Genomic DNA, 16,838 nt, shown 5'->3' on the forward strand with positions numbered 1-16,838 from the left:
GGGTATTTGGCCCCAATTCGTGCCCCTAGTAGAATACCAAGACAAGCGATAAGCGAACTCAGCGATAGCGTAGATAAGCCACCAAGACCTTGTCCTATAGAGCAGCCCAAGGCCAGCACCCCGCCTATGCCCATGAACACAGCACCTAGCGCGTAGCGAGCCATTTGTGTGCTAGTGCTAAAACCCTGTAGTTGCCATTGGCCGCGTACGAGGGCACTGATTAAGGCACCCAGAATCACCCCTAAGACCACGGTGATACCAAAGCGTAGCTCCATACCCGTAGCTAGCATGCTGTATTGAATGGTGTCTCCAATAGGAAGAATAAAGCTCAGTGACACCACAGGGATCGGGTCAAACGGGTCAGCACCCAGCCAGCCGGTGACAAACCAAGCCGCGACCATGAGCAGGCCTATCATAATCCCACCAGCTAAGGCTTTAGTTTTATGAGCGGAGCCGGGGGTTCTAATGGCAAATAACAAAAGACCTAGCACAAGTACAGCGACGCTTAAGTGGCGCGTTAGCCCTTGTTGCCAAGGTAACGCCGGCACGTTGAGGCTGGTAGCCTGTGCGAGCGTCAAGCGCAATGGGGCTAAGACGCCGGTTAACGTCAGATAAGCGCTGATACCAAGCACCAAAAGCACGAATAATGAGCGTAGATTGCCTTGTCCAAAAAGGACTAAGGCCCGGCCACCGCAGCTATTGGCGAGCATCATGCCATAGCCAAAAAGAAAGCCGCCTAGTGGCAACAATAACCAAGATATGGTGGGTTGTAGGTAGACGGATTGGGTAATATCCACCCATTGTCCTATGTAGGCAAGATGTGTGCCCAGCAAAGCTACAGCTAGCGCGATGGCAAAGGCCGCGAGCTGGTCATTGGGTTGAAGCGACCAGCGTTGGCGTAAGCCACGCACCAAACAGAAACCTGAGATTTGGCTAGTGGCACCAAATAGGCCACCAATGAGCAGTCCACTGCTCAAAACGACGGTGGAGGTTGGCATGGATGCTCCTGATGTTAAGCGTGTGGTTCTGTACCCCAAATATCCAATGAGATAGCTTCGTACCAAGCCGCCCCATATTGCGCTTCGCGTCGACGGAAATCCGCATCCGCATCACGCGGGCTAACGCCACCAGAAGCCTCGACCAGTTGGTTGTTATTGACTGCATACAGGTGACCAACAGAGATACCGTAATCTGGGGCGATAAGACTGTAGCACGTGTTAGTAAAGGATGGCTCTGCAGGGGCCTGCTCAGAAAGGGCATTCACAATGGCTGCTGCCGCGACCTTGGCTTGAGTATTCGCCGCAAAACCTGATTTGGGCATGGGTGACGCAATGGTGGCATCACCGACAACATACACATCAGGTACATGTTGCGAGGCAAAAGTGGTCGGATCAATGGGCACCCACAGGCTTTGGTCGGCCACCCCAGACTGGTGAGCGATCTGTGCTGCCTGCTGGGGTGGAATCACATTCAAAACATCGGCTTGATGTTGATCCCCAAACTCGGTTTCGACAAGCCCTTGTTTAGCATCCACCCGTATTACCCGCCCCCCTTGTGACATGGGCACCCATTCGATCATATCCCCATAAATGTGTTGCCAAGCATCTTGGAATAAAGCTTGTTTAGAAAACGCATCCTTGGCATCAAGAATAAGGATTTTGGATTTGGGTTTATGCTGACTGAAGTAGTGCGCAACCATGCTCACGCGTTCGTAGGGACCAGGAGGGCAACGAAAAGGGTTTTCAGGAGCCACTAAGATAAAAGTCCCCCCATCGGGCATGGCATCAAGCTGTTTTTTGAGTAGCTGCGTTTGCGCTCCGGCCTTCCAAGCATGTGGGGCAAGCTCTGCTGCCGCCTCGTCATAGCCTTCGAGCGCATGCCAACGCATATCCACGCCGGGAGATAACAGGAGCTTGTCATAAGTTAAGGAGGCGCCTTGGGCAAGCTGCACGGTTTTTTTATCAGGGTCCACGGCTGTGGCGATATCGTGGATGATTTCAATGCCTTGGGCACGTAAGTCATCATATGAGTGAGCTTGTTGCTCAAAACGTCGTAATCCGCCTAAATATAGGTTGCTAAATGGGCAGGTATAAAAAGTTTTGGCGGGCTCGATAAGACGGACATGGATAGATGGGTCTCGGCGCTTAATATAACGAGCGGCTGTCGCTCCACCAAAACCACCCCCTACGACGACGACTTGTGCTGAGGCGGGGCGTGCATAACTGGGGACCGATAATAAAACAGCGCTAGCAGCGGTGGTTTGCCCGACGTGTTTTAACCACTGACGGCGGGAGTAGCCTTGATTCTTTTTCATCTTTGAGACGCCTTATCTGAAACCGGCTCAGTCGGTGCTTGTTGTGAAAAATACTTGGCAAGCGCGCGTAGTTGCGACTCTTCATAGCCCGCGACTAAGCGATGCATAATCGTAGAAGGGGTGCGATCGGCCTTAAAAGCCAGAAGTTGCTCGCGTAGCACGGATTCGGGCTGTCCAGCAATAGCAGGGATGGCGCTGGTGTGGGTTTGATGGCAGTTCACACAGGCACTGGCTTGTAAACGAACATCAAAGGGGCGAGTATCCGCTGTGACCTGGCTGCCCCATAGACCCAATAAGATACTCGCGCCTAGAGTGAATAGGCGCTTATTGCTGATGCGTTTCATCGGTTTACCTCTAGCTCTACGGCACCCGAGACGGTTTGGTTGGCATCATCAACCCACTGCATAGATAGGGTGCCTGATTCACGCGCAACAAAGGTAAACTCAATATAAGGGTTTTGAGAGATCGCCGTTTCGGGTTGCCAAGTAAACAGAAGCTGATCATTGAGCTTGGCTGTAAAGGTATGCACAATATGGCGGGGTATTACATTACCGTCATTATCTAAACGCATACCACTTTCCATGCGATGTTCGATTAAAGCCCGCACGCGCACAATTTCGCCTGCCATAGGCTTGGCATTACTGATCCAAATACGAGGTTTTGTCATAGAGTCCCTTTTTACATGCCACAGCCACCAGCGGTGACCGTGATATGACGCTGTGCCATCAAAATACGACCATCATTCATACGTGCTAAGGCACGGATGTTCTGGCTTTCTATGAGACGCAACCGCACGGCAACTTCGGTGGTGCCTGCTAAAGCCGTGAACTGGAATCGGCAAGCGAGTGGTTTAGGGTTGCTTTCCGCCAATATAATTAATTCTTCGCAAAAGTTTTCGGGGGTGATGCTTTCATCGAAAACAACTTTGACCGGAACCGCGGCAGGGTTATCGCCTAAAACCGGCATATCCAGTTTCAGCCCCGTGGTGATGGGGCTTTGGCCTTGAGTAAAATCATCCAAAATGGCTTTAACTTCAGCGGCAGTGGCTGGACGCAGCAGCTCATTAATTGCGGATTGGGCTCGTAAAGCGGGTGGTAGAAAGGTGGTGCTTAGCCCCAATGCTGTTGCGATTAAAAGCTGACGGCGTTTTACAAGGTGAGCTGGTGCGACGAGATGGTTAGAGGAAGTCATTGAAGCGGCTCTTAATCCAGTCGAAGTCTTCTTGAACTAAATCGGTGGAGCGAACGTCCATATCGATTTGGGTTTGTAGTACCTTGCCGGTGGCATCGACTTCGTATTCAAATTTAACCGAGATTTCTTCTTGCGGGTCGCCATTGACCATCATATAGCACAAGTTATCGGGCAGAACCGGTACGATTTCTTTGCCTGTAATACGCTCATAGAGGTTCTGAGAGACAATTTTGGCAATGGCATGAGCCACGTGACCGCTTTTAGGGTAGTGACCAAACTGATCAGAGATCATGCCCATGCAGTCTCCAACAAAGTACACATTGTCATCGCTGTTAGCGGTAAACAGGCGCGGATGCATATCTGCCCAGCCGGTGGGTTTACCGTTTTCGTCTTTACCGATGAGATCAGCATACCAAACCATATCGGAGGCTTGGTGTGGGGGCATGAGAACTGCATCATCAAAGGTGAAATCTCCAGCAGCGGTTTTGATTTTTTTGTTAAACGGGTCGACTTCTTTGACGACAGCATTGGGTACATGCGTAATGATGTCGGGGTATAGCTCTTCGAAAGCGGCTTTATAGCCTTCGCCAATGGGGGCAATTTTAGGCTTGGGATCTAAAATAATAATTTTGCCTGGGATCTTATTTTTTTTGATATGCCACGCCATCAGACAGGCTCGCTCATAAGGAGAAGGAGGGCAGCGATGGGGTGGGGGCGGCAACGTCATGACAATCGTACCGCCTTTAAAGGCTTTGAGCTTATTTTTGAGTGCGAACATTTCCGCGTTGGGGATATACGCATTAGGAAAATGTTTGCGTGTGTATTCGGCCGCGTACAGGTCATTACCAAACCACGCGTCATACGCATTTCGGATACCACCAGAAAGAATTAAGTAGTCGTAGTCAATCAGCCCATGCGCAGTACGCACTTGTTTTTTATCGCGCTCAAAAGCCGTGACTTCTGTATTGATTAAGGTGTAGCCATATTTGTTGGCGGGCTCGAGCATATCGTGATTGACAAAGTCCGTGTTGACGATATCAACCAACCATTTATTGCTCATTGGGCCAGACCAAAAGGTGGGGTTTTTTTCTAATAACACCACGTCTGCGTCGGGGATAAGCTCGGGTAAAAAGCGAGCCGCAGTCATCCCCCCCCAGCCCCCACCACAGATTACGATACGTGGGCCTTTGCCCCGCCGTGGTAGAAGTTGGGTATTGCTATGAATGGCTAAGGGAGCGGTTAAACCGGTTTTGGGTAGTACCAATGCGCCGAGCGCCAAAGCGGGTGGCGTCAGCATGAAGTGTCTTCTGTTCATTTTTATCCTCGTAGTCATACCATGACACACGTAACGATGGATCCATACTGATCACATCTGGCGTGGCGCCAGTATAGCTGATTTTTATCGAATAAGGAAAAGTAGGGGGAGAAGCGAAAGATAGGGAGTTTTTATCTGTTGTTGGTTTTGCGAATAGTGCAAAGCTTTTGCTTTTTGCATACTGATGCGACTGGAATTAACACAGGAGGAAGCAATGCAAAAACCATTACAGGAACCCCAGAAACAACAGCTTGGCCAAGGGATGGTGGAATACATCATTATTGTGGCCCTCGTTGCCGTAGCCGCCATTGCGGTTTTTCAGTTATTTGGGCAAGTGGTGCGTTCCCAGACAGCGGCCATGGCTAAGGAATTAGCCGGTGAGGATGGGACGGCAGAATCTCAACAAGCACAAAGTGCCGCAAACTTAAGCTCAGGGCAAACCGAAAGCAAAAGTCTACAAAGCTTTACGGGTAATGCTGCACAGGCAGGTGGTCAGTAATATGCGTGCTTCACAGCAAGGTCAGGTCTTAGTGCTGGGGCTGTTGTTTGCACTATTGCTAGGCTTGGTACTGCAGCGATTTTTTTATGTAGGGCAAGTTAATCAGCAGGTGGTGCGTCAACGACATGCATTAGATGCTGCGACTTATAGCGGAGCATTATTGCAAGCACAGGTGTTGAACTATACCGCGTATATGCAGCGCGCTTATATAGGACACCAATTAGCGATGGCACATTTAATCACCATGGCCTCATGGGCACATTTTGCTGGTACGGAAGCGGTACGGGTTGGGTTACGTAACCCACCCGTCAGTGTGATTGGGATGATGTTTGGACCAGAGCACGCCATAGCCTACCAATCTTCGACATTAGCTGCTGGTTCGACTCAGGAAGCGGGTTTTTATAGAGCTTTAGGGCGTGCTTTTGCTCAGCATGATCATTTCGCACAGCAGGTAATGAGCCCATCATTATTGCAAATTCGTCAGCAGCTGCCCTTGTGGCGTGAGCAAGTCATGTGGCAGGTACTCCAAGATAATTATCCGGAGTTTGATCCTAACCAATTAAAACAGCAGATGCAGTTGCATATTTATGATGAAAGCTGGGATGGGTATACCGTCTGGGAGCCAGGGTTGAGCTTACGTCCTTGGTTGCAGGAGCTCATGAAACATTATGCGTTTTTGCAGCCACGTAATCATACGATAAAAAATACGTGGGTCGTGGACCCACGTTGTCCTCACAAGCGTCATGAATTACGGCGGCGTGGGCAAACACAGTTGGATGAAAAGGGCTTGTGGCATGCAGAGGATACGCAGTCTTACCATGCTTTACGCTCCAATCGTTGGATTGGCTGCTATCACAGAGAATACCCAATGGGGTGGGCTTGGTTACCAAGCCACGCTCAAAAAACCTCAGCATCAGAAGTGATCGACGATCCACCAGAAGACTTCTCTCAGCAGGACTTTTGGCGTTGGGTAGAGCAAAACACGAACTGGAATATTTTTTCAGGAAATAGTAATCCATTAGCGGCATCGTGGGCGAAAAAAGATCAAAAAACGTGGCAAGGAAGAGGGCTGGCTGCGTGGTTACGTGTACAAGAAAAGCCTTCCTCACTGGCATTTAGCACAGAGTTAATTTGGCAGAGTCCCTATGGTGTAGCAATGAGTAGCCGCAGTGGTGCAGAAAGCTATTTTGTACGCCCTCATCCTCGTCAAGACAGAAAAAAAGAGAAATCGAATTTGCTCCATGCCTTTTGGCAGGCGCGTTTGCAGCATCGCCATTGGTTAACGCCATTAGGAATAGGAGGAAAAGATGAATAAACAGCGAGGGCAAGCCATGGTGGAAATGCTGGTGGTTGTGGTCATGGTGTGGTTGCTGATTGCGGCAGTGATGTGGTTACAACGCTGGCAGCAAATTAAATTACAAACACAGCATCATGCCGCATTGAGTGCGTTTCGCTTTAGTCAGGGGTGGGAGTTGGGGGCGAATCAACCGGTATGGCAACCCACATATCACGAGGGTTTATTAAGTCCAATTGCACATGAATGGCATGCCAATGCACAGCCTCTAGGTGTGATGTCAATCTTACCCAGCTTTATGCAGCAAGCACAAAGAGAAGGTCTGTTTGCTCAGTCACAGCGTTGGCGCTTTTCTACGGTGGTATCGGATAGTGGCTGGTTGCCAGCGGCTTGGGCACAGAAAAAACCGTATTTTCTCAGCGAGCTAAAACTAAGTAGTCAGACAAGTATTTGGGTGGGGGCGGGGCATGCTTTATCGGATGAGGGTATGGTGCAGCGTATTGAAAAAAGTGATTCTTTATGGGGGGCAGCAGTGCACTCGCAACGTTTGGTAAGAGGATGGGAGACACGTTTACAAGCAGTGGATCGCCCTTGGGCGCGTGCATCGCCTCAAGTCGACTGGTTACGTCCTTGGCAGCATGATTTACCGATGTTTGAGTATGAATAAGGGCAAGTTATGTGGCGATGGTTAGGGATAGGGCTGCTATGGCTGGTAGCTCCATTAGCACAGGCTCAGTTATTGCCTACTTTGGCACACATGCCTTGGCAGTGGTCTGAAGTCGAGTCATGGCTATGGCAAGGGCAACGTATTCAAAGTCAACAGTTTAGAGCGCAAGCAACAGCAGATCAGGTAGTGCATATATTGCAAGAGCAGTTGCAAGAGAGCTTTTATTTACAACGCACACAAGCAGCATGGTTAATCTCATTTCAAAAGCAACAAGCGCACTATATGGTCATGCTCACCCAGCAAGAAGAGCAAACAGAAGGTTGGGTTTCTGTCTGGAACTGGGAGCTAACGAGCCCCTTAGTGACACCTTTTATGTTGCAAGGCTTAGTAACACAGATATGGCAAATGCAGTGGGAGCAGTCCTGGCCTCAGTACGTTATGGCGAAGCCGAAAAGCGCTTATAGCTGGAGTCACTTTGTTAAACGCTTATATCAGACCGTGTCTTTAGAACGAGTTCGCTGTCCTACCGACAGATGGTGTGAGTGGCAACAAGATCAGTACCAGTATGTCATTTGGAATGAGGGTGAATTTTGGCATTTGGTTTGGTGGCCACTGACTAAAAAGGAGTGATCAATGAGATTTTTTCGTTTAGGAGCTCATCATAAGTTTTTCTTATGGGCAGGAGTGGTGTTTTTAGGAGCTGGGGTAGCCGTTTGGGCTGGGTATCGTCATTTAGAGCAACAGCGTTTGCTGTTAGAGCAAAAAAATCGTCCTGTTTTGATTGAGCGGGTTGTCGCTGCACAGGATTTACCAGCAGGAACGGTTTTACATGAAATGCATTTAGCTGTTCGTGCTTTTCCTCAACAATCTATACCTGCTGATAGTGTGACGCCGGAGCAGTATACACGGCTTTTGGGAATGGTATTACGCGGTTCTATTAAAGCGGGCGATATGGTTTTGGGGGTTCACACTGTAGCGGCGACAACAGAGCATTTTTCAGCACGCTTAGCAAATGGAAGAAGAGCTGTGACAATGCCAGTGGATCAAATTAATGCGCTGGCCGGATTATTACGAGCAGGTGATCTGGTTGACTTGTATGTCAGTTTCGATCATCAGCGTCGTAAAGTGACAGCCCCGTTGTTGCAAGGGGTATTGGTACTAGCCACTGATGATAATACGGATCAACAAGGAGGTACAGGAAGTTATGCGACGGTGACTTTAGATTTGAGTCCAGAAGATGGGGCTAAGTTGGTGGCTGCCCGTCAAGTAGGCATGATCACCGCGATGTTACGTAACCCACATGATATGCATTTATCGGATAAGGCGGTACGTGGAGATTTAGCGACTTTATTGGGCTTGTCTACGAGCGCTACAGAATTTAAATCTGTGCCTGTCATTTATGGAAATAAAGTACCGCGACAGATACGTGCTACAGATGCTAAGCCAGCAGCAGTGCGTGAGGCGGTTGTAACCATTCCCACAGCTGAGCAGCTGAGTTATCTACAGGAGTGATGCGATGAAGCCATTTCGTCTCTTGTTTTTTCTGTTGCTTGGGGTGTATTGGAGTGCTAGCTCAGGAGCGCAGTCAGCCACACATTGGCTGTTACATATAGGGGAAATGCGCATTATGGAGATCCCTGATGTGGCGCGAGTGGCTGTGGGAGATGGTCATGTTATTAATGCCGTGACCTCCGACGATAAAGAGGTATTAGTGTTTGCTCGTAATCCTGGAGCGAGCACATTAACGGTTTGGACTCAATCAGGGGGGCACCGGACTTTTTATGTAGAGGTTAAAGAGCCGATGCAAACCCAAGCTGTGCATGAGTTAAAAGAACTATTGCAACGTATACCTCAATTACAGGTGAGTGTTGTTGGAGATCAAGTAGTAGTAGAGGGTGCACAGTTAACAGCCACGCACCGACAGCAGCTCGAAGAGCTGAAAAAGCGATATCCCCAAATCTTAGATCTAAGCCATACCATGTCTTGGGAGCCGATGGTGTTACTCGACGTTAAGGTCTTAGAGATTCCTAGAAATCTGATGCAAGAGTTAGGCGTACGATGGGCTGATCAAAGCGAGGGTGGTTTGCATGCAGGGCTGGCTTGGGATGGAGGTAGCGCTAAGCTGCTCGATAGACCGGGCGAGGTAGTCATGCCTTTACCGTATCAGCCTGGAGCGATGGCAGGATATTTTGGCTTGAATGCCTTGTTAGCGGCTCGTCTTCAAGCGTTAAGCCAGACAGGACAGGCAGTTGTACTTGCTCAACCTCAGCTATTAGCACGTAGCGGGGCTACCGCTGAGTTTTTAGCGGGTGGCGAAGTGCCTTACTCCACTACGGATCAAAATGGAAATGCGAATACGTCGTTCAAACCGTATGGGGTTTCATTAAAAATAACGCCTTTTTTGGAAAGCTCAGGAGCGGTGCGTTCCCATGTGGATGTAGAGGTCAGCTCTATTGATCCGAGCTTATCTATTCCTACGGGCCCTTCATTAAAAACGCGTCGTGCTAGTACAGAGTTTAATGTACAGTCGGGGCAGACTTTAGTATTAGCAGGATTTATTTCGCGGGATATGGCTGAGAATGCGTACCGAGTCCCTGGCCTGCATCATATTCCTATTTTGGGGCAGCTTTTCCAATCTAAACGTTATCAACGCAATGAGACTGAGCTTGCTATTTTTGTCACGCCGTACTTGGTGGACGCTCAGCATCAATCCTTACAGCAACGAGTTAATAGTGCCCAACAGATGATCAATGATCACTTTATTGCCCCAGTTTTAAATCATCCTATCGAAAACCCAGTTTCCAAGGTCGCGACGATCGGGTGGAATCCTTGGTTGGGAGCGGGTTCACAATGGCAAGTAGCAGAGGAGCAATATGCAGTTACACCTTGATTTGTGCTTTCAAAATGGCCATCAAGAACAGCGTCAGCTGTCCGTGCCAATAACAATAGGAAAAAGCAGTGATAACGACGTGGTAATTGGAGGTTGGCGGGTGATGAAAGAACATGCCCAGATTTTTCTAGAAGGGCAGGCGCTCTATATTGAGGATTTTGGCACATTGGGTGGAACGGTAGTAAATCAAAAGCGAATTAGTCGCTATGGTCCTCTCAAAGTAGGTGACGAGATTATTATCGGGGCGTGTTTAATTACTGTTCTACGTATGGTGGAGACAGAAGTATTAACTTCAGTGAGTAATACACCTTCTGTCATGCCGCATAGGGAAGTCCCAGATCGTCATGCTCAGCAAAAGCTACGGCAGCTACAGTCATTTTTACATCAGCAGCTAGTTCAAGAATTGGATCTGCGACGTAAAGATATTGAGGCGCTGTCAGATACGCAATTACGAGAGCAGGCGCGTGTGCATTTGTTGCGCATTTTAACTGAGCAGTCAGAACAAAGCTGGCCGTGTTCACAAGAACAGCTGATCAATTTGGTTTTAAATGAGGCCATAGGTCTAGGGCCATTAGAGCCTTTACTTGCCGAGGAGGATATCACGGAGATCATGGTGAATGGCTTCGATCAGATTTATGTGGAACGAGGGGGTAAATGTGAGTGGGTGTCTGCGTCGTTCAGTAGCGAAGCCGCTCTATTAGCCATTATCGAACGCATTGTGAGTCCTTTAGGTCGGCGTATTGATGACTCCTCACCCATGGTGGATGCGCGTTTAAAAGACGGCTCTAGGGTAAATGCAGTGATTGCACCAGTTGCTATTCACGGCCCGTGCTTAACTATTCGTAAGTTCAGTCGGCACCGCTTGGACTTAGTGCAGCTTCAGCAAAAAGGGGCATTGAGTGCAGTGATGGCGCAGTTTTTACAATATTGCGTTCAACATAAAAAAAATATGGTTGTTGCTGGCGGTACAGGTAGCGGTAAAACCACTTTATTGAATAGTTTGTCGAATTACATTCCAGATCATGAGCGCATTATTACCATTGAGGATGCAGCAGAGTTACAGCTAAAGCAGGGCAACGTAGTTAGTTTAGAGGCTCGCCCTGCAAACAGTGAGGGTAAAGGATTAATTACGATCCGTGATTTGGTACGTAATGCACTACGAATGCGTCCTGATCGTATTGTGGTGGGCGAGTGTCGTGGGGCTGAAGCCTTTGATATGTTGAGTGCAATGAACACCGGGCATGAAGGTTCATTAACAACGCTTCATGCCAATAGCCCACGAGATGCTTTAGCTCGTTTAGAGACGCTTATTTTAATGGCTGGTATGGATTTACCTTTGCATGCTGTTCGGGAGCATATTGCAAGTGCGCTGCATTTAATCATACAGCAAAGTCGTTTACAAGACGGGAGACGGGTCATTAGCCGGATTAGTGAGATTACAGGCATGGAAAGTGGGCGTATTCAGATGCAAGACTTATTTGTATTTGATCCAGCACGACACACTTTTTATGCCACTGGGGTGATGCCTTTGTGTTTTGGCGATATGTTGAATTCAGTGCCAGCGGAGTGGTTCATGCCTACATCAGGAGAGTGTTATGTGGCTAGTGCTTAGTTTAATGGCTTGGGGGGCCGTGGCGGTCTTAGGGTTGGTTTACCTACCGCAATTGTGGCGTTATGGGCAAACTTTAAAGCAGTATTTTTTACAGCGCTCAGAGCAAGATCTTGCAGCCCGGTTTGTTTTTATTCAAGGGCATGCACTGGCACCATTGTTTTGGGTGTCTTTAGTGGTGGGGGCAGGGCTGTTTGGTTGGGCTACTGGCTCTTGGTGGTGGATGCTTATGGGGGCGATGTTGAGTGTAATGGTCTGGCCGTTAGCGTTACGGTGGTGGAAAAAGCGGCGCTTACAACATTATGAAAAACAGCTGCCTGATTATTTGTTGGCGTTGGCTGGAGCGTTACGCGCTGGTAGTAGCTTGGCTGTGGCTATGCAACGCATGACACCATTGTGTCATGCCCCCTTGGTGCAGGAACTAAGCCTAGTTTTACGTGAACAAAGAATGGGAGTAGCGCGAGATGAAGCGTTTGCTAGGCTGTATGCGCGTATGCCCTGCGAAGGAAACAGCCTACTGCGATCGGCGCTGGCAGTGGCAGGACAAAGCGGTGGGGGGTTAGCTGACTTGCTTGAATCCATGGCGCATACGATTAATCAACGGCTGTATATAGAGGGCAGGATTCGAGCGCTTACAGCCCAAGGGCGAATTCAGGCTTGGGTGATGGTGGCATTGCCTTTCCTGGTAGGAGCCGCTTTATATGTGTTAGACAGTGCTTTGATCGCGCCTTTGTGGCAAGAAGCTTCGGGGCGCTGGGTGCTATTAACCATTATTGTGTTAGAAGCACTTGGGTTGTGGTTAATTTATCGTATCGTAAATATCCGTTTATAGAGGGGCAGGATGTGGTTGGGAATTAGTTTGGCTTGTGCTTTTATAAGCTGTGGGGTGTTGTTGTGGGGGCTATTTAGACCTTTGTGGGCTAGACCTAGGCAGGATGCGGTATTGCCAAAAACTTGGTGGTCGCCGTGGTGGCAAGCTTGGATTGAGATTTGTCGTCCTTTTTTTAGTTGGCGCTATCGGTTGCGTTTGCAGCGGCTTCTTCGTTTAGATGAAATACAAATAGAGGTGTTTTTTGCTAGACAGTGTGCTGGAGCCATGCTGGGGGCGTTAGTGGGGGTGCTAGTTGGGGGGATTTGGATGGGGGTTATAGGTCTAGGGTTAGGTTTTTACCTGCCTATATTAGGATGGCAGCGACGTTTGCGTTTACAACAACAGCAAATGCAGTATGACTTTCCTTTTATGCTGGACTTATTAACTTTGAGTTTAGAGGCTGGTATGGGGGCGTGGATGGCATTACAACTCTGCGTACAGCATTTGCCTGACCAGGCTTTACGCGCTCATCTACAAAAGGTGTTAGATGAGTTGCGCACAGGGGTACCAAGGGATGAGGTTTTAACACGGCTAGCTAATCAAGTGGATTTAGATGAAATGCAGGCTTTTGTTGCGGCCTGGCAGCAGTCGTTAGATATGGGGGTTAGTTTAGGGCCGTTATTGCGACAGCAAGCACAGCAACGGCGCCAAGAGCGTTTTCTGCGTGCTGAAAAAAAAGCCATGGAAGCACCGGTGAAAATGCTTTTTCCTTTAGTCACTTGTATTTTTCCATGTACGTTTTTAGTCATTGGTTATCCTTTGGTATTTCAATTATGGCAAGCTTTTTAGCATCTGATCCGTTATGGATACAGACAGGGGTGCGTCTTTATCAAGCTCAAGGTATGTGGGCACGTTTGTATGGTTGGCATGTGTTTACTTATCCACAGCACGCTTTGTATTTTGCTCATTGTCGTGCTGTCCAAGGGATTGGGCTAAAACAGCCCTTATGGGTCGTATTTGTGGATAGGGAGGGCCGACCACTGCGGACCTGGCAGCGTTTACAGTTCGTATGTAGCTGCTGGGATAAACGGGCGCATGGTGTAATAGAAACGGCAATTTCTAATACAAAAAAGCGCCATCAATTGTGGATGGCGCTAGCACAACATGGAATAGCTCAGACTATACCTTGGCGGGTAAATTGTTTTGGCCAAAGACACTGCGATAAATAGGATAAAAGCTACTGTACAGAAGGGCCATTACAATCAGGTTAACAGGGGTAATCAGAAAATGGGCTAAGCTTGCATCGGTGATATGCAATAGAAGCGATGCGAGCCATTGCATTGCCATATAAATTAAAAACCAGCAAAAACCAAATATCAGCAAAGCCCCTTTATTACGCCAACAGGCCACCATGGAGTAAAACAGAGCTTTTTTCAACGGAATATGATGCCAGCCCATAAGCGCCGGGGCATGCCAGAATAAAATTGAGATACCTGCATAGAGGATCCCAAAGAGCATAAAGGGTGCTTTAACGACTTGCATTAGCGCGTCAGGGTCGATGCTATCTTGTTCTAACACGGGCAGAATATTGTTAGTAAAAGGTAGCACTGCAATAAACCCAGCTAGCGTACAGCAAATTAAATAAGCAATACCCAAGCGTATCATTGCTTGTTTAACCGGCGTGGTGCGTAGAGGCTCTAGCCATAGACCTAAAGGGGTGGGTTGGTTGCGCTCAATGCGTACACAGGCGTTAAGCGCAATAAACCCTAAGGTTGGGGTAAGCGCAATTAACGCTAGTTGGCCTAAGACAGGGATTAAATAGCTTAGGTTGATAAGTAAGCTAGTCATTAAACTCCAGAAAAGCATGGTCATAGGTTGGCGCTTAAACAACGCCCAACCTTGTAATAACCACGCCCAACCGTAACTAGCGGGAAGACGTGCAGCCTGCATGAATTATCCTATGAGTTCATCCAAAGAGATTTGTGGTTGACGACGTGCTTGAAGTACACGCTCAAAATGGGTGGGGTCATGGGGTTTTAAAGTCTGCGCAGGGCGAGGCAGATAAAAATCATATAAACGTGACACCCAAAAACGCAGGGCTGCGGCTTGTAAAACCAGTGGCCATGCTTGCTTTTCTGCCTCGGTAAAGGGGCGGATTGCGTGATAAGCGCCTAACCAAGCTCGAAGCGGTTCGAGTAAAAAGGTGCCCGTGTCGCGCTCGATACACCAATCATTGACGCTGACAGCAATATCAAAAATCCAGGTATCACAGCCCGCAAAATAAAAGTCAATAAAACCACCCATTACGGGGTGTTCAGCTGTACCGGCAAAGAGTACGTTATCTCTGAATAGATCACAGTGTGCCGGACCAGAGGGGAGCTGAGCATACAGCTCGCTGGCAAAAAAAGCTTGTTGTTCTGTTAGTACTGTGGTGATGAGCTGGTGTTGCTCGGCGTTTAAAAAAGGCAAGATAGCAGGAATAGTTTGTTCCCACCAAGGTAGACTACGTAGATTGGGTTGTGTCAGGGGATAGTCTTGAGCGGCTAAGTGGGTTTGAGCCAGTGTTTGTGCTGCTAGGGCACAATGTTTTAGGCCCGGTTCGGGCACATAGCTGCCATCTAAACGTGTTACGATCGCGCAGGGTTTATCATGCATACGCGTCAAACGCTGTCCGTTTTTTAGCGTTTGAGGAGAGGGCACAGGAATACCTTTTTCTGCCAGGTGGTGCATGAGCTCAATATAGAAGGGCAGCTGTTCAAAGGTCAGTACCTCGAACAAGGTCAATACATATTCCCCGGTGGTGGTGGTAAGAAAATAGTTGGTGTTTTCAATACCGGCGCTGATACCTCGTAAAGAAACCAGTTCACCCAGATTATAATGTTGCAATAGCGCGCGCGCATCGGCGTCGGTAACAGGAGTAAAAACAGCCATGTTGTTAAAATGATCAATAAAATAAGAGCATTGAGTACGACAGCATGGATTCTGTCGCCGTGATGAATAAAAGTCCAGTATAAAGCCTATTTAGGCCGGTGGCTTTTTGATTGATTAAATAGGTTAGTTGTGAGTCTACATGCAAACATGGCTTTGAGCCAAATAGATCCGTTACCTGCACCAAGCCCGTGGGCGCTTTGTGTGGCCCCAATGATTGATGTTACCGACCGCTATTGTCGGTATTTTCACCGGCTTTTAGCGCCACATGCGCGTCTTTATACCGAAATGATTACTACTGGTGCGTTAGAGTATGGTGATGTGGCGCGGCATTTGCGTTTTGATCCTTCTGAGCACCCCGTGGCTTTGCAGTTGGGCGGGAGCGATCGGCAGGCCTTAGTAAAAAGCGCAAAGCTGGGTGAGCAGTGGGGGTATGATGAAATCAATTTAAACTGTGGCTGTCCTTCGGACCGGGTACTCAAAGGCTCGTTTGGGGCAATATTAATGAGCCAACCGCTTTTGGTCGCCGATTGTCTTAAAGCGATGCAAGACGCGGTGTCGGTGCCTGTTACAGTTAAACATCGCTTAGGTTTGGATTACGAGGACTCATACAGCTTTGTGCGTGATTTTGTAGGTATCCAGTACGAGGTGGGGGTACGGGTTTTTATTGTGCATGCGCGTAATGCTGTGCTTAAGGGCTTATCGCCTAAAGAAAATCGTGATATTCCGCCGTTGCGTTATGATTATGCGGCGCAGCTAAAAACGGATTTTCCAGAGGCTACCTTTGTTTTAAATGGGGGCATCAGTACCGTGGCACAATGCCAAACGCATCTTCAAACTTTTGATGGTGTGATGATTGGCCGTGCGGCTTGGCATACTCCTGCTGTGCTTGGACAAATGCACGATGTGATATGGCCTCAAGTCACTCGTCTAGACGAAGAGGCCGTCTTAGCGCGGATGTATCAGTATTTAGCACAAGAACTCCAAGCTGGTACACGCCCACGTCAGATTACTAAAGCCATGCTGGGTTGGGCGCATGGCAAACCGGGCGCACGCCAGTGGCGGCGTCATTTGTCTGACCCAGCGCAAATGGCCCGAGCCGATGCCAAGGTGTTGCTCGAGGCCTGGGATTTATTACGGTCGACTACTGGGGCTGACCCGGTGCGCGACAAGCCCCGCCGTTCAGGGCGGGGAAGGATAGCGCGGACGGCGCAGCCGTCCTATAATGGCATTGCTGCCGACAACCAAGGCAGCCTACGGCAGGGCATGCCGGAAGTAACGCCTGTGGAGATACGAGCAGCGGTTGCGCACTCGGCCCAG

Annotated in this window: 17 protein-coding genes and 1 pseudogene; 10 read left to right on the forward strand and 8 right to left on the reverse strand. The window is 48.7% G+C overall.

The window, feature by feature from the left end; genetic code table 11:
- The 6 genes from Q1V74_RS07845 to Q1V74_RS07870 all read right to left on the reverse strand — a co-directional run.
- Positions 1 to 998: YeeE/YedE thiosulfate transporter family protein (locus Q1V74_RS07845; RefSeq protein ID WP_300647878.1), on the reverse strand; the 998-nt coding region annotated here is incomplete at its 3' end.
- 14 nt (positions 999 to 1,012) lie between these two features.
- Positions 1,013 to 2,314 (reverse strand): NAD(P)/FAD-dependent oxidoreductase, encoded by a 1,302-nt coding sequence (locus tag Q1V74_RS07850; RefSeq protein WP_300647880.1) that lies wholly within the window; start codon positions 2,312 to 2,314, stop codon positions 1,013 to 1,015.
- Positions 2,311 to 2,658: a class I cytochrome c gene (locus tag Q1V74_RS07855; protein WP_300647882.1), complete on the reverse strand. Its 348-nt coding sequence runs from the start codon at positions 2,656 to 2,658 to the stop codon at positions 2,311 to 2,313. Before Q1V74_RS07855 ends, Q1V74_RS07850 begins: the two co-directional genes overlap by 4 nt.
- On the reverse strand, positions 2,655 to 2,981 hold the full coding sequence (soxZ, locus tag Q1V74_RS07860) for a thiosulfate oxidation carrier complex protein SoxZ (RefSeq protein WP_260648885.1): 327 nt from the start codon (positions 2,979 to 2,981) through the stop codon (positions 2,655 to 2,657). The genes Q1V74_RS07855 and soxZ overlap by 4 nt, the downstream gene beginning before the upstream one ends.
- A gap of 11 nt (positions 2,982 to 2,992) precedes the next feature.
- A complete protein-coding gene (locus Q1V74_RS07865; RefSeq protein WP_300647884.1) occupies positions 2,993 to 3,505 on the reverse strand; it encodes a thiosulfate oxidation carrier protein SoxY in 513 nt (170 codons plus the stop codon).
- Positions 3,492 to 4,820, reverse strand: coding sequence for an FAD/NAD(P)-binding oxidoreductase (locus Q1V74_RS07870; protein ID WP_260648883.1), 1,329 nt, complete (start codon positions 4,818 to 4,820; stop codon positions 3,492 to 3,494). Before Q1V74_RS07870 ends, Q1V74_RS07865 begins: the two co-directional genes overlap by 14 nt.
- A gap of 214 nt (positions 4,821 to 5,034) precedes the next feature.
- Between Q1V74_RS07870 and Q1V74_RS07875 the strand changes: the two genes are divergently transcribed.
- The 9 genes from Q1V74_RS07875 to Q1V74_RS07915 are packed head-to-tail and all read left to right on the forward strand — an operon-like array spanning position 5,035 to position 13,439.
- Positions 5,035 to 5,319 (forward strand): hypothetical protein, encoded by a 285-nt coding sequence (locus tag Q1V74_RS07875; RefSeq protein ID WP_260648882.1) that lies wholly within the window; start codon positions 5,035 to 5,037, stop codon positions 5,317 to 5,319.
- 1 nt (position 5,320) lies between these two features.
- Positions 5,321 to 6,634 (forward strand): hypothetical protein, encoded by a 1,314-nt coding sequence (locus tag Q1V74_RS07880; RefSeq protein ID WP_300647888.1) that lies wholly within the window; start codon positions 5,321 to 5,323, stop codon positions 6,632 to 6,634.
- The gene (locus tag Q1V74_RS07885; RefSeq protein ID WP_300647890.1) at positions 6,627 to 7,280 is read left to right on the forward strand and encodes a hypothetical protein; all 654 of its coding nucleotides are present in this window, start codon (positions 6,627 to 6,629) and stop codon (positions 7,278 to 7,280) included. The genes Q1V74_RS07880 and Q1V74_RS07885 overlap by 8 nt, the downstream gene beginning before the upstream one ends.
- A gap of 9 nt (positions 7,281 to 7,289) precedes the next feature.
- Entirely contained in the window at positions 7,290 to 7,910 is a 621-nt protein-coding gene (locus tag Q1V74_RS07890) for a hypothetical protein (RefSeq protein WP_300647893.1), read from the forward strand.
- A gap of 3 nt (positions 7,911 to 7,913) precedes the next feature.
- Complete coding sequence (cpaB, locus tag Q1V74_RS07895; RefSeq protein ID WP_300647896.1) at positions 7,914 to 8,792, forward strand: Flp pilus assembly protein CpaB; 879 nt, start codon at positions 7,914 to 7,916, stop codon at positions 8,790 to 8,792.
- 4 nt (positions 8,793 to 8,796) lie between these two features.
- Positions 8,797 to 10,170 carry a pilus assembly protein N-terminal domain-containing protein gene (locus Q1V74_RS07900; protein ID WP_300647898.1) on the forward strand — a complete coding sequence of 458 codons (1,374 nt, stop codon included), beginning with the start codon at positions 8,797 to 8,799 and terminating at the stop codon, positions 10,168 to 10,170.
- Entirely contained in the window at positions 10,154 to 11,782 is a 1,629-nt protein-coding gene (locus Q1V74_RS07905) for an ATPase, T2SS/T4P/T4SS family (RefSeq protein ID WP_300647901.1), read from the forward strand. The genes Q1V74_RS07900 and Q1V74_RS07905 overlap by 17 nt, the downstream gene beginning before the upstream one ends.
- Entirely contained in the window at positions 11,766 to 12,611 is an 846-nt protein-coding gene (locus Q1V74_RS07910; RefSeq protein ID WP_300647904.1) for a type II secretion system F family protein, read from the forward strand. The genes Q1V74_RS07905 and Q1V74_RS07910 overlap by 17 nt, the downstream gene beginning before the upstream one ends.
- Before the next feature lie 9 nt (positions 12,612 to 12,620).
- Positions 12,621 to 13,439, forward strand: a complete 819-nt coding sequence (locus tag Q1V74_RS07915; RefSeq protein ID WP_300647907.1) for a type II secretion system F family protein — start codon at positions 12,621 to 12,623, stop codon at positions 13,437 to 13,439.
- A 330-nt stretch (positions 13,440 to 13,769) separates the two neighbouring features.
- On the opposite strand, the gene Q1V74_RS07920 is transcribed toward Q1V74_RS07915, so the two are convergent.
- Together Q1V74_RS07920 and Q1V74_RS07925 are read right to left on the reverse strand one after the other, a co-directional pair.
- Complete coding sequence (locus tag Q1V74_RS07920; RefSeq protein ID WP_300647909.1) at positions 13,770 to 14,540, reverse strand: BPSS1780 family membrane protein; 771 nt, start codon at positions 14,538 to 14,540, stop codon at positions 13,770 to 13,772.
- 3 nt (positions 14,541 to 14,543) lie between these two features.
- The gene (locus Q1V74_RS07925; protein ID WP_300647912.1) at positions 14,544 to 15,521 is read right to left on the reverse strand and encodes a homoserine kinase; all 978 of its coding nucleotides are present in this window, start codon (positions 15,519 to 15,521) and stop codon (positions 14,544 to 14,546) included.
- A gap of 147 nt (positions 15,522 to 15,668) precedes the next feature.
- Between Q1V74_RS07925 and dusA the strand changes: the two are divergent.
- A pseudogene (gene dusA, locus Q1V74_RS07930) lies at positions 15,669 to 16,658 on the forward strand (tRNA dihydrouridine(20/20a) synthase DusA); the annotation flags it as partial.
- Positions 16,659 to 16,838: the final 180 nt, after the last annotated feature.

This window comes from Paenalcaligenes sp., from assembly GCF_030152715.1.
Taxonomy (GTDB): Bacteria; Pseudomonadota; Gammaproteobacteria; order Burkholderiales; family Burkholderiaceae_B; genus Paenalcaligenes; species Paenalcaligenes hermetiae.

Bases quoted from the DNA above. Each gene is read 5' to 3' on its own strand.
- Q1V74_RS07915 (WP_300647907.1), top strand. From the start codon at position 12,621: ATGTGGTTGGGAATTAGTTTGGCTTGTGCTTTTATAAGCTGTGGGGTG.
- Q1V74_RS07910 (WP_300647904.1), top strand. From the start codon at position 11,766: ATGTGGCTAGTGCTTAGTTTAATGGCTTGGGGGGCCGTGGCGGTCTTA.
- cpaB (WP_300647896.1), top strand. From the start codon at position 7,914: ATGAGATTTTTTCGTTTAGGAGCTCATCATAAGTTTTTCTTATGGGCA.
- Q1V74_RS07900 (WP_300647898.1), top strand. From the start codon at position 8,797: ATGAAGCCATTTCGTCTCTTGTTTTTTCTGTTGCTTGGGGTGTATTGG.
- soxZ (WP_260648885.1), bottom strand. From the start codon at position 2,981: ATGACAAAACCTCGTATTTGGATCAGTAATGCCAAGCCTATGGCAGGC.
- Q1V74_RS07905 (WP_300647901.1), top strand. From the start codon at position 10,154: ATGCAGTTACACCTTGATTTGTGCTTTCAAAATGGCCATCAAGAACAG.
- Q1V74_RS07855 (WP_300647882.1), bottom strand. From the start codon at position 2,658: ATGAAACGCATCAGCAATAAGCGCCTATTCACTCTAGGCGCGAGTATC.
- Q1V74_RS07925 (WP_300647912.1), bottom strand. From the start codon at position 15,521: ATGGCTGTTTTTACTCCTGTTACCGACGCCGATGCGCGCGCGCTATTG.
- Q1V74_RS07890 (WP_300647893.1), top strand. From the start codon at position 7,290: ATGTGGCGATGGTTAGGGATAGGGCTGCTATGGCTGGTAGCTCCATTA.
- Q1V74_RS07920 (WP_300647909.1), bottom strand. From the start codon at position 14,540: ATGCAGGCTGCACGTCTTCCCGCTAGTTACGGTTGGGCGTGGTTATTA.
- Q1V74_RS07870 (WP_260648883.1), bottom strand. From the start codon at position 4,820: ATGAACAGAAGACACTTCATGCTGACGCCACCCGCTTTGGCGCTCGGC.
- Q1V74_RS07875 (WP_260648882.1), top strand. From the start codon at position 5,035: ATGCAAAAACCATTACAGGAACCCCAGAAACAACAGCTTGGCCAAGGG.
- Q1V74_RS07885 (WP_300647890.1), top strand. From the start codon at position 6,627: ATGAATAAACAGCGAGGGCAAGCCATGGTGGAAATGCTGGTGGTTGTG.
- Q1V74_RS07850 (WP_300647880.1), bottom strand. From the start codon at position 2,314: ATGAAAAAGAATCAAGGCTACTCCCGCCGTCAGTGGTTAAAACACGTC.
- Q1V74_RS07880 (WP_300647888.1), top strand. From the start codon at position 5,321: ATGCGTGCTTCACAGCAAGGTCAGGTCTTAGTGCTGGGGCTGTTGTTT.
- Q1V74_RS07865 (WP_300647884.1), bottom strand. From the start codon at position 3,505: ATGACTTCCTCTAACCATCTCGTCGCACCAGCTCACCTTGTAAAACGC.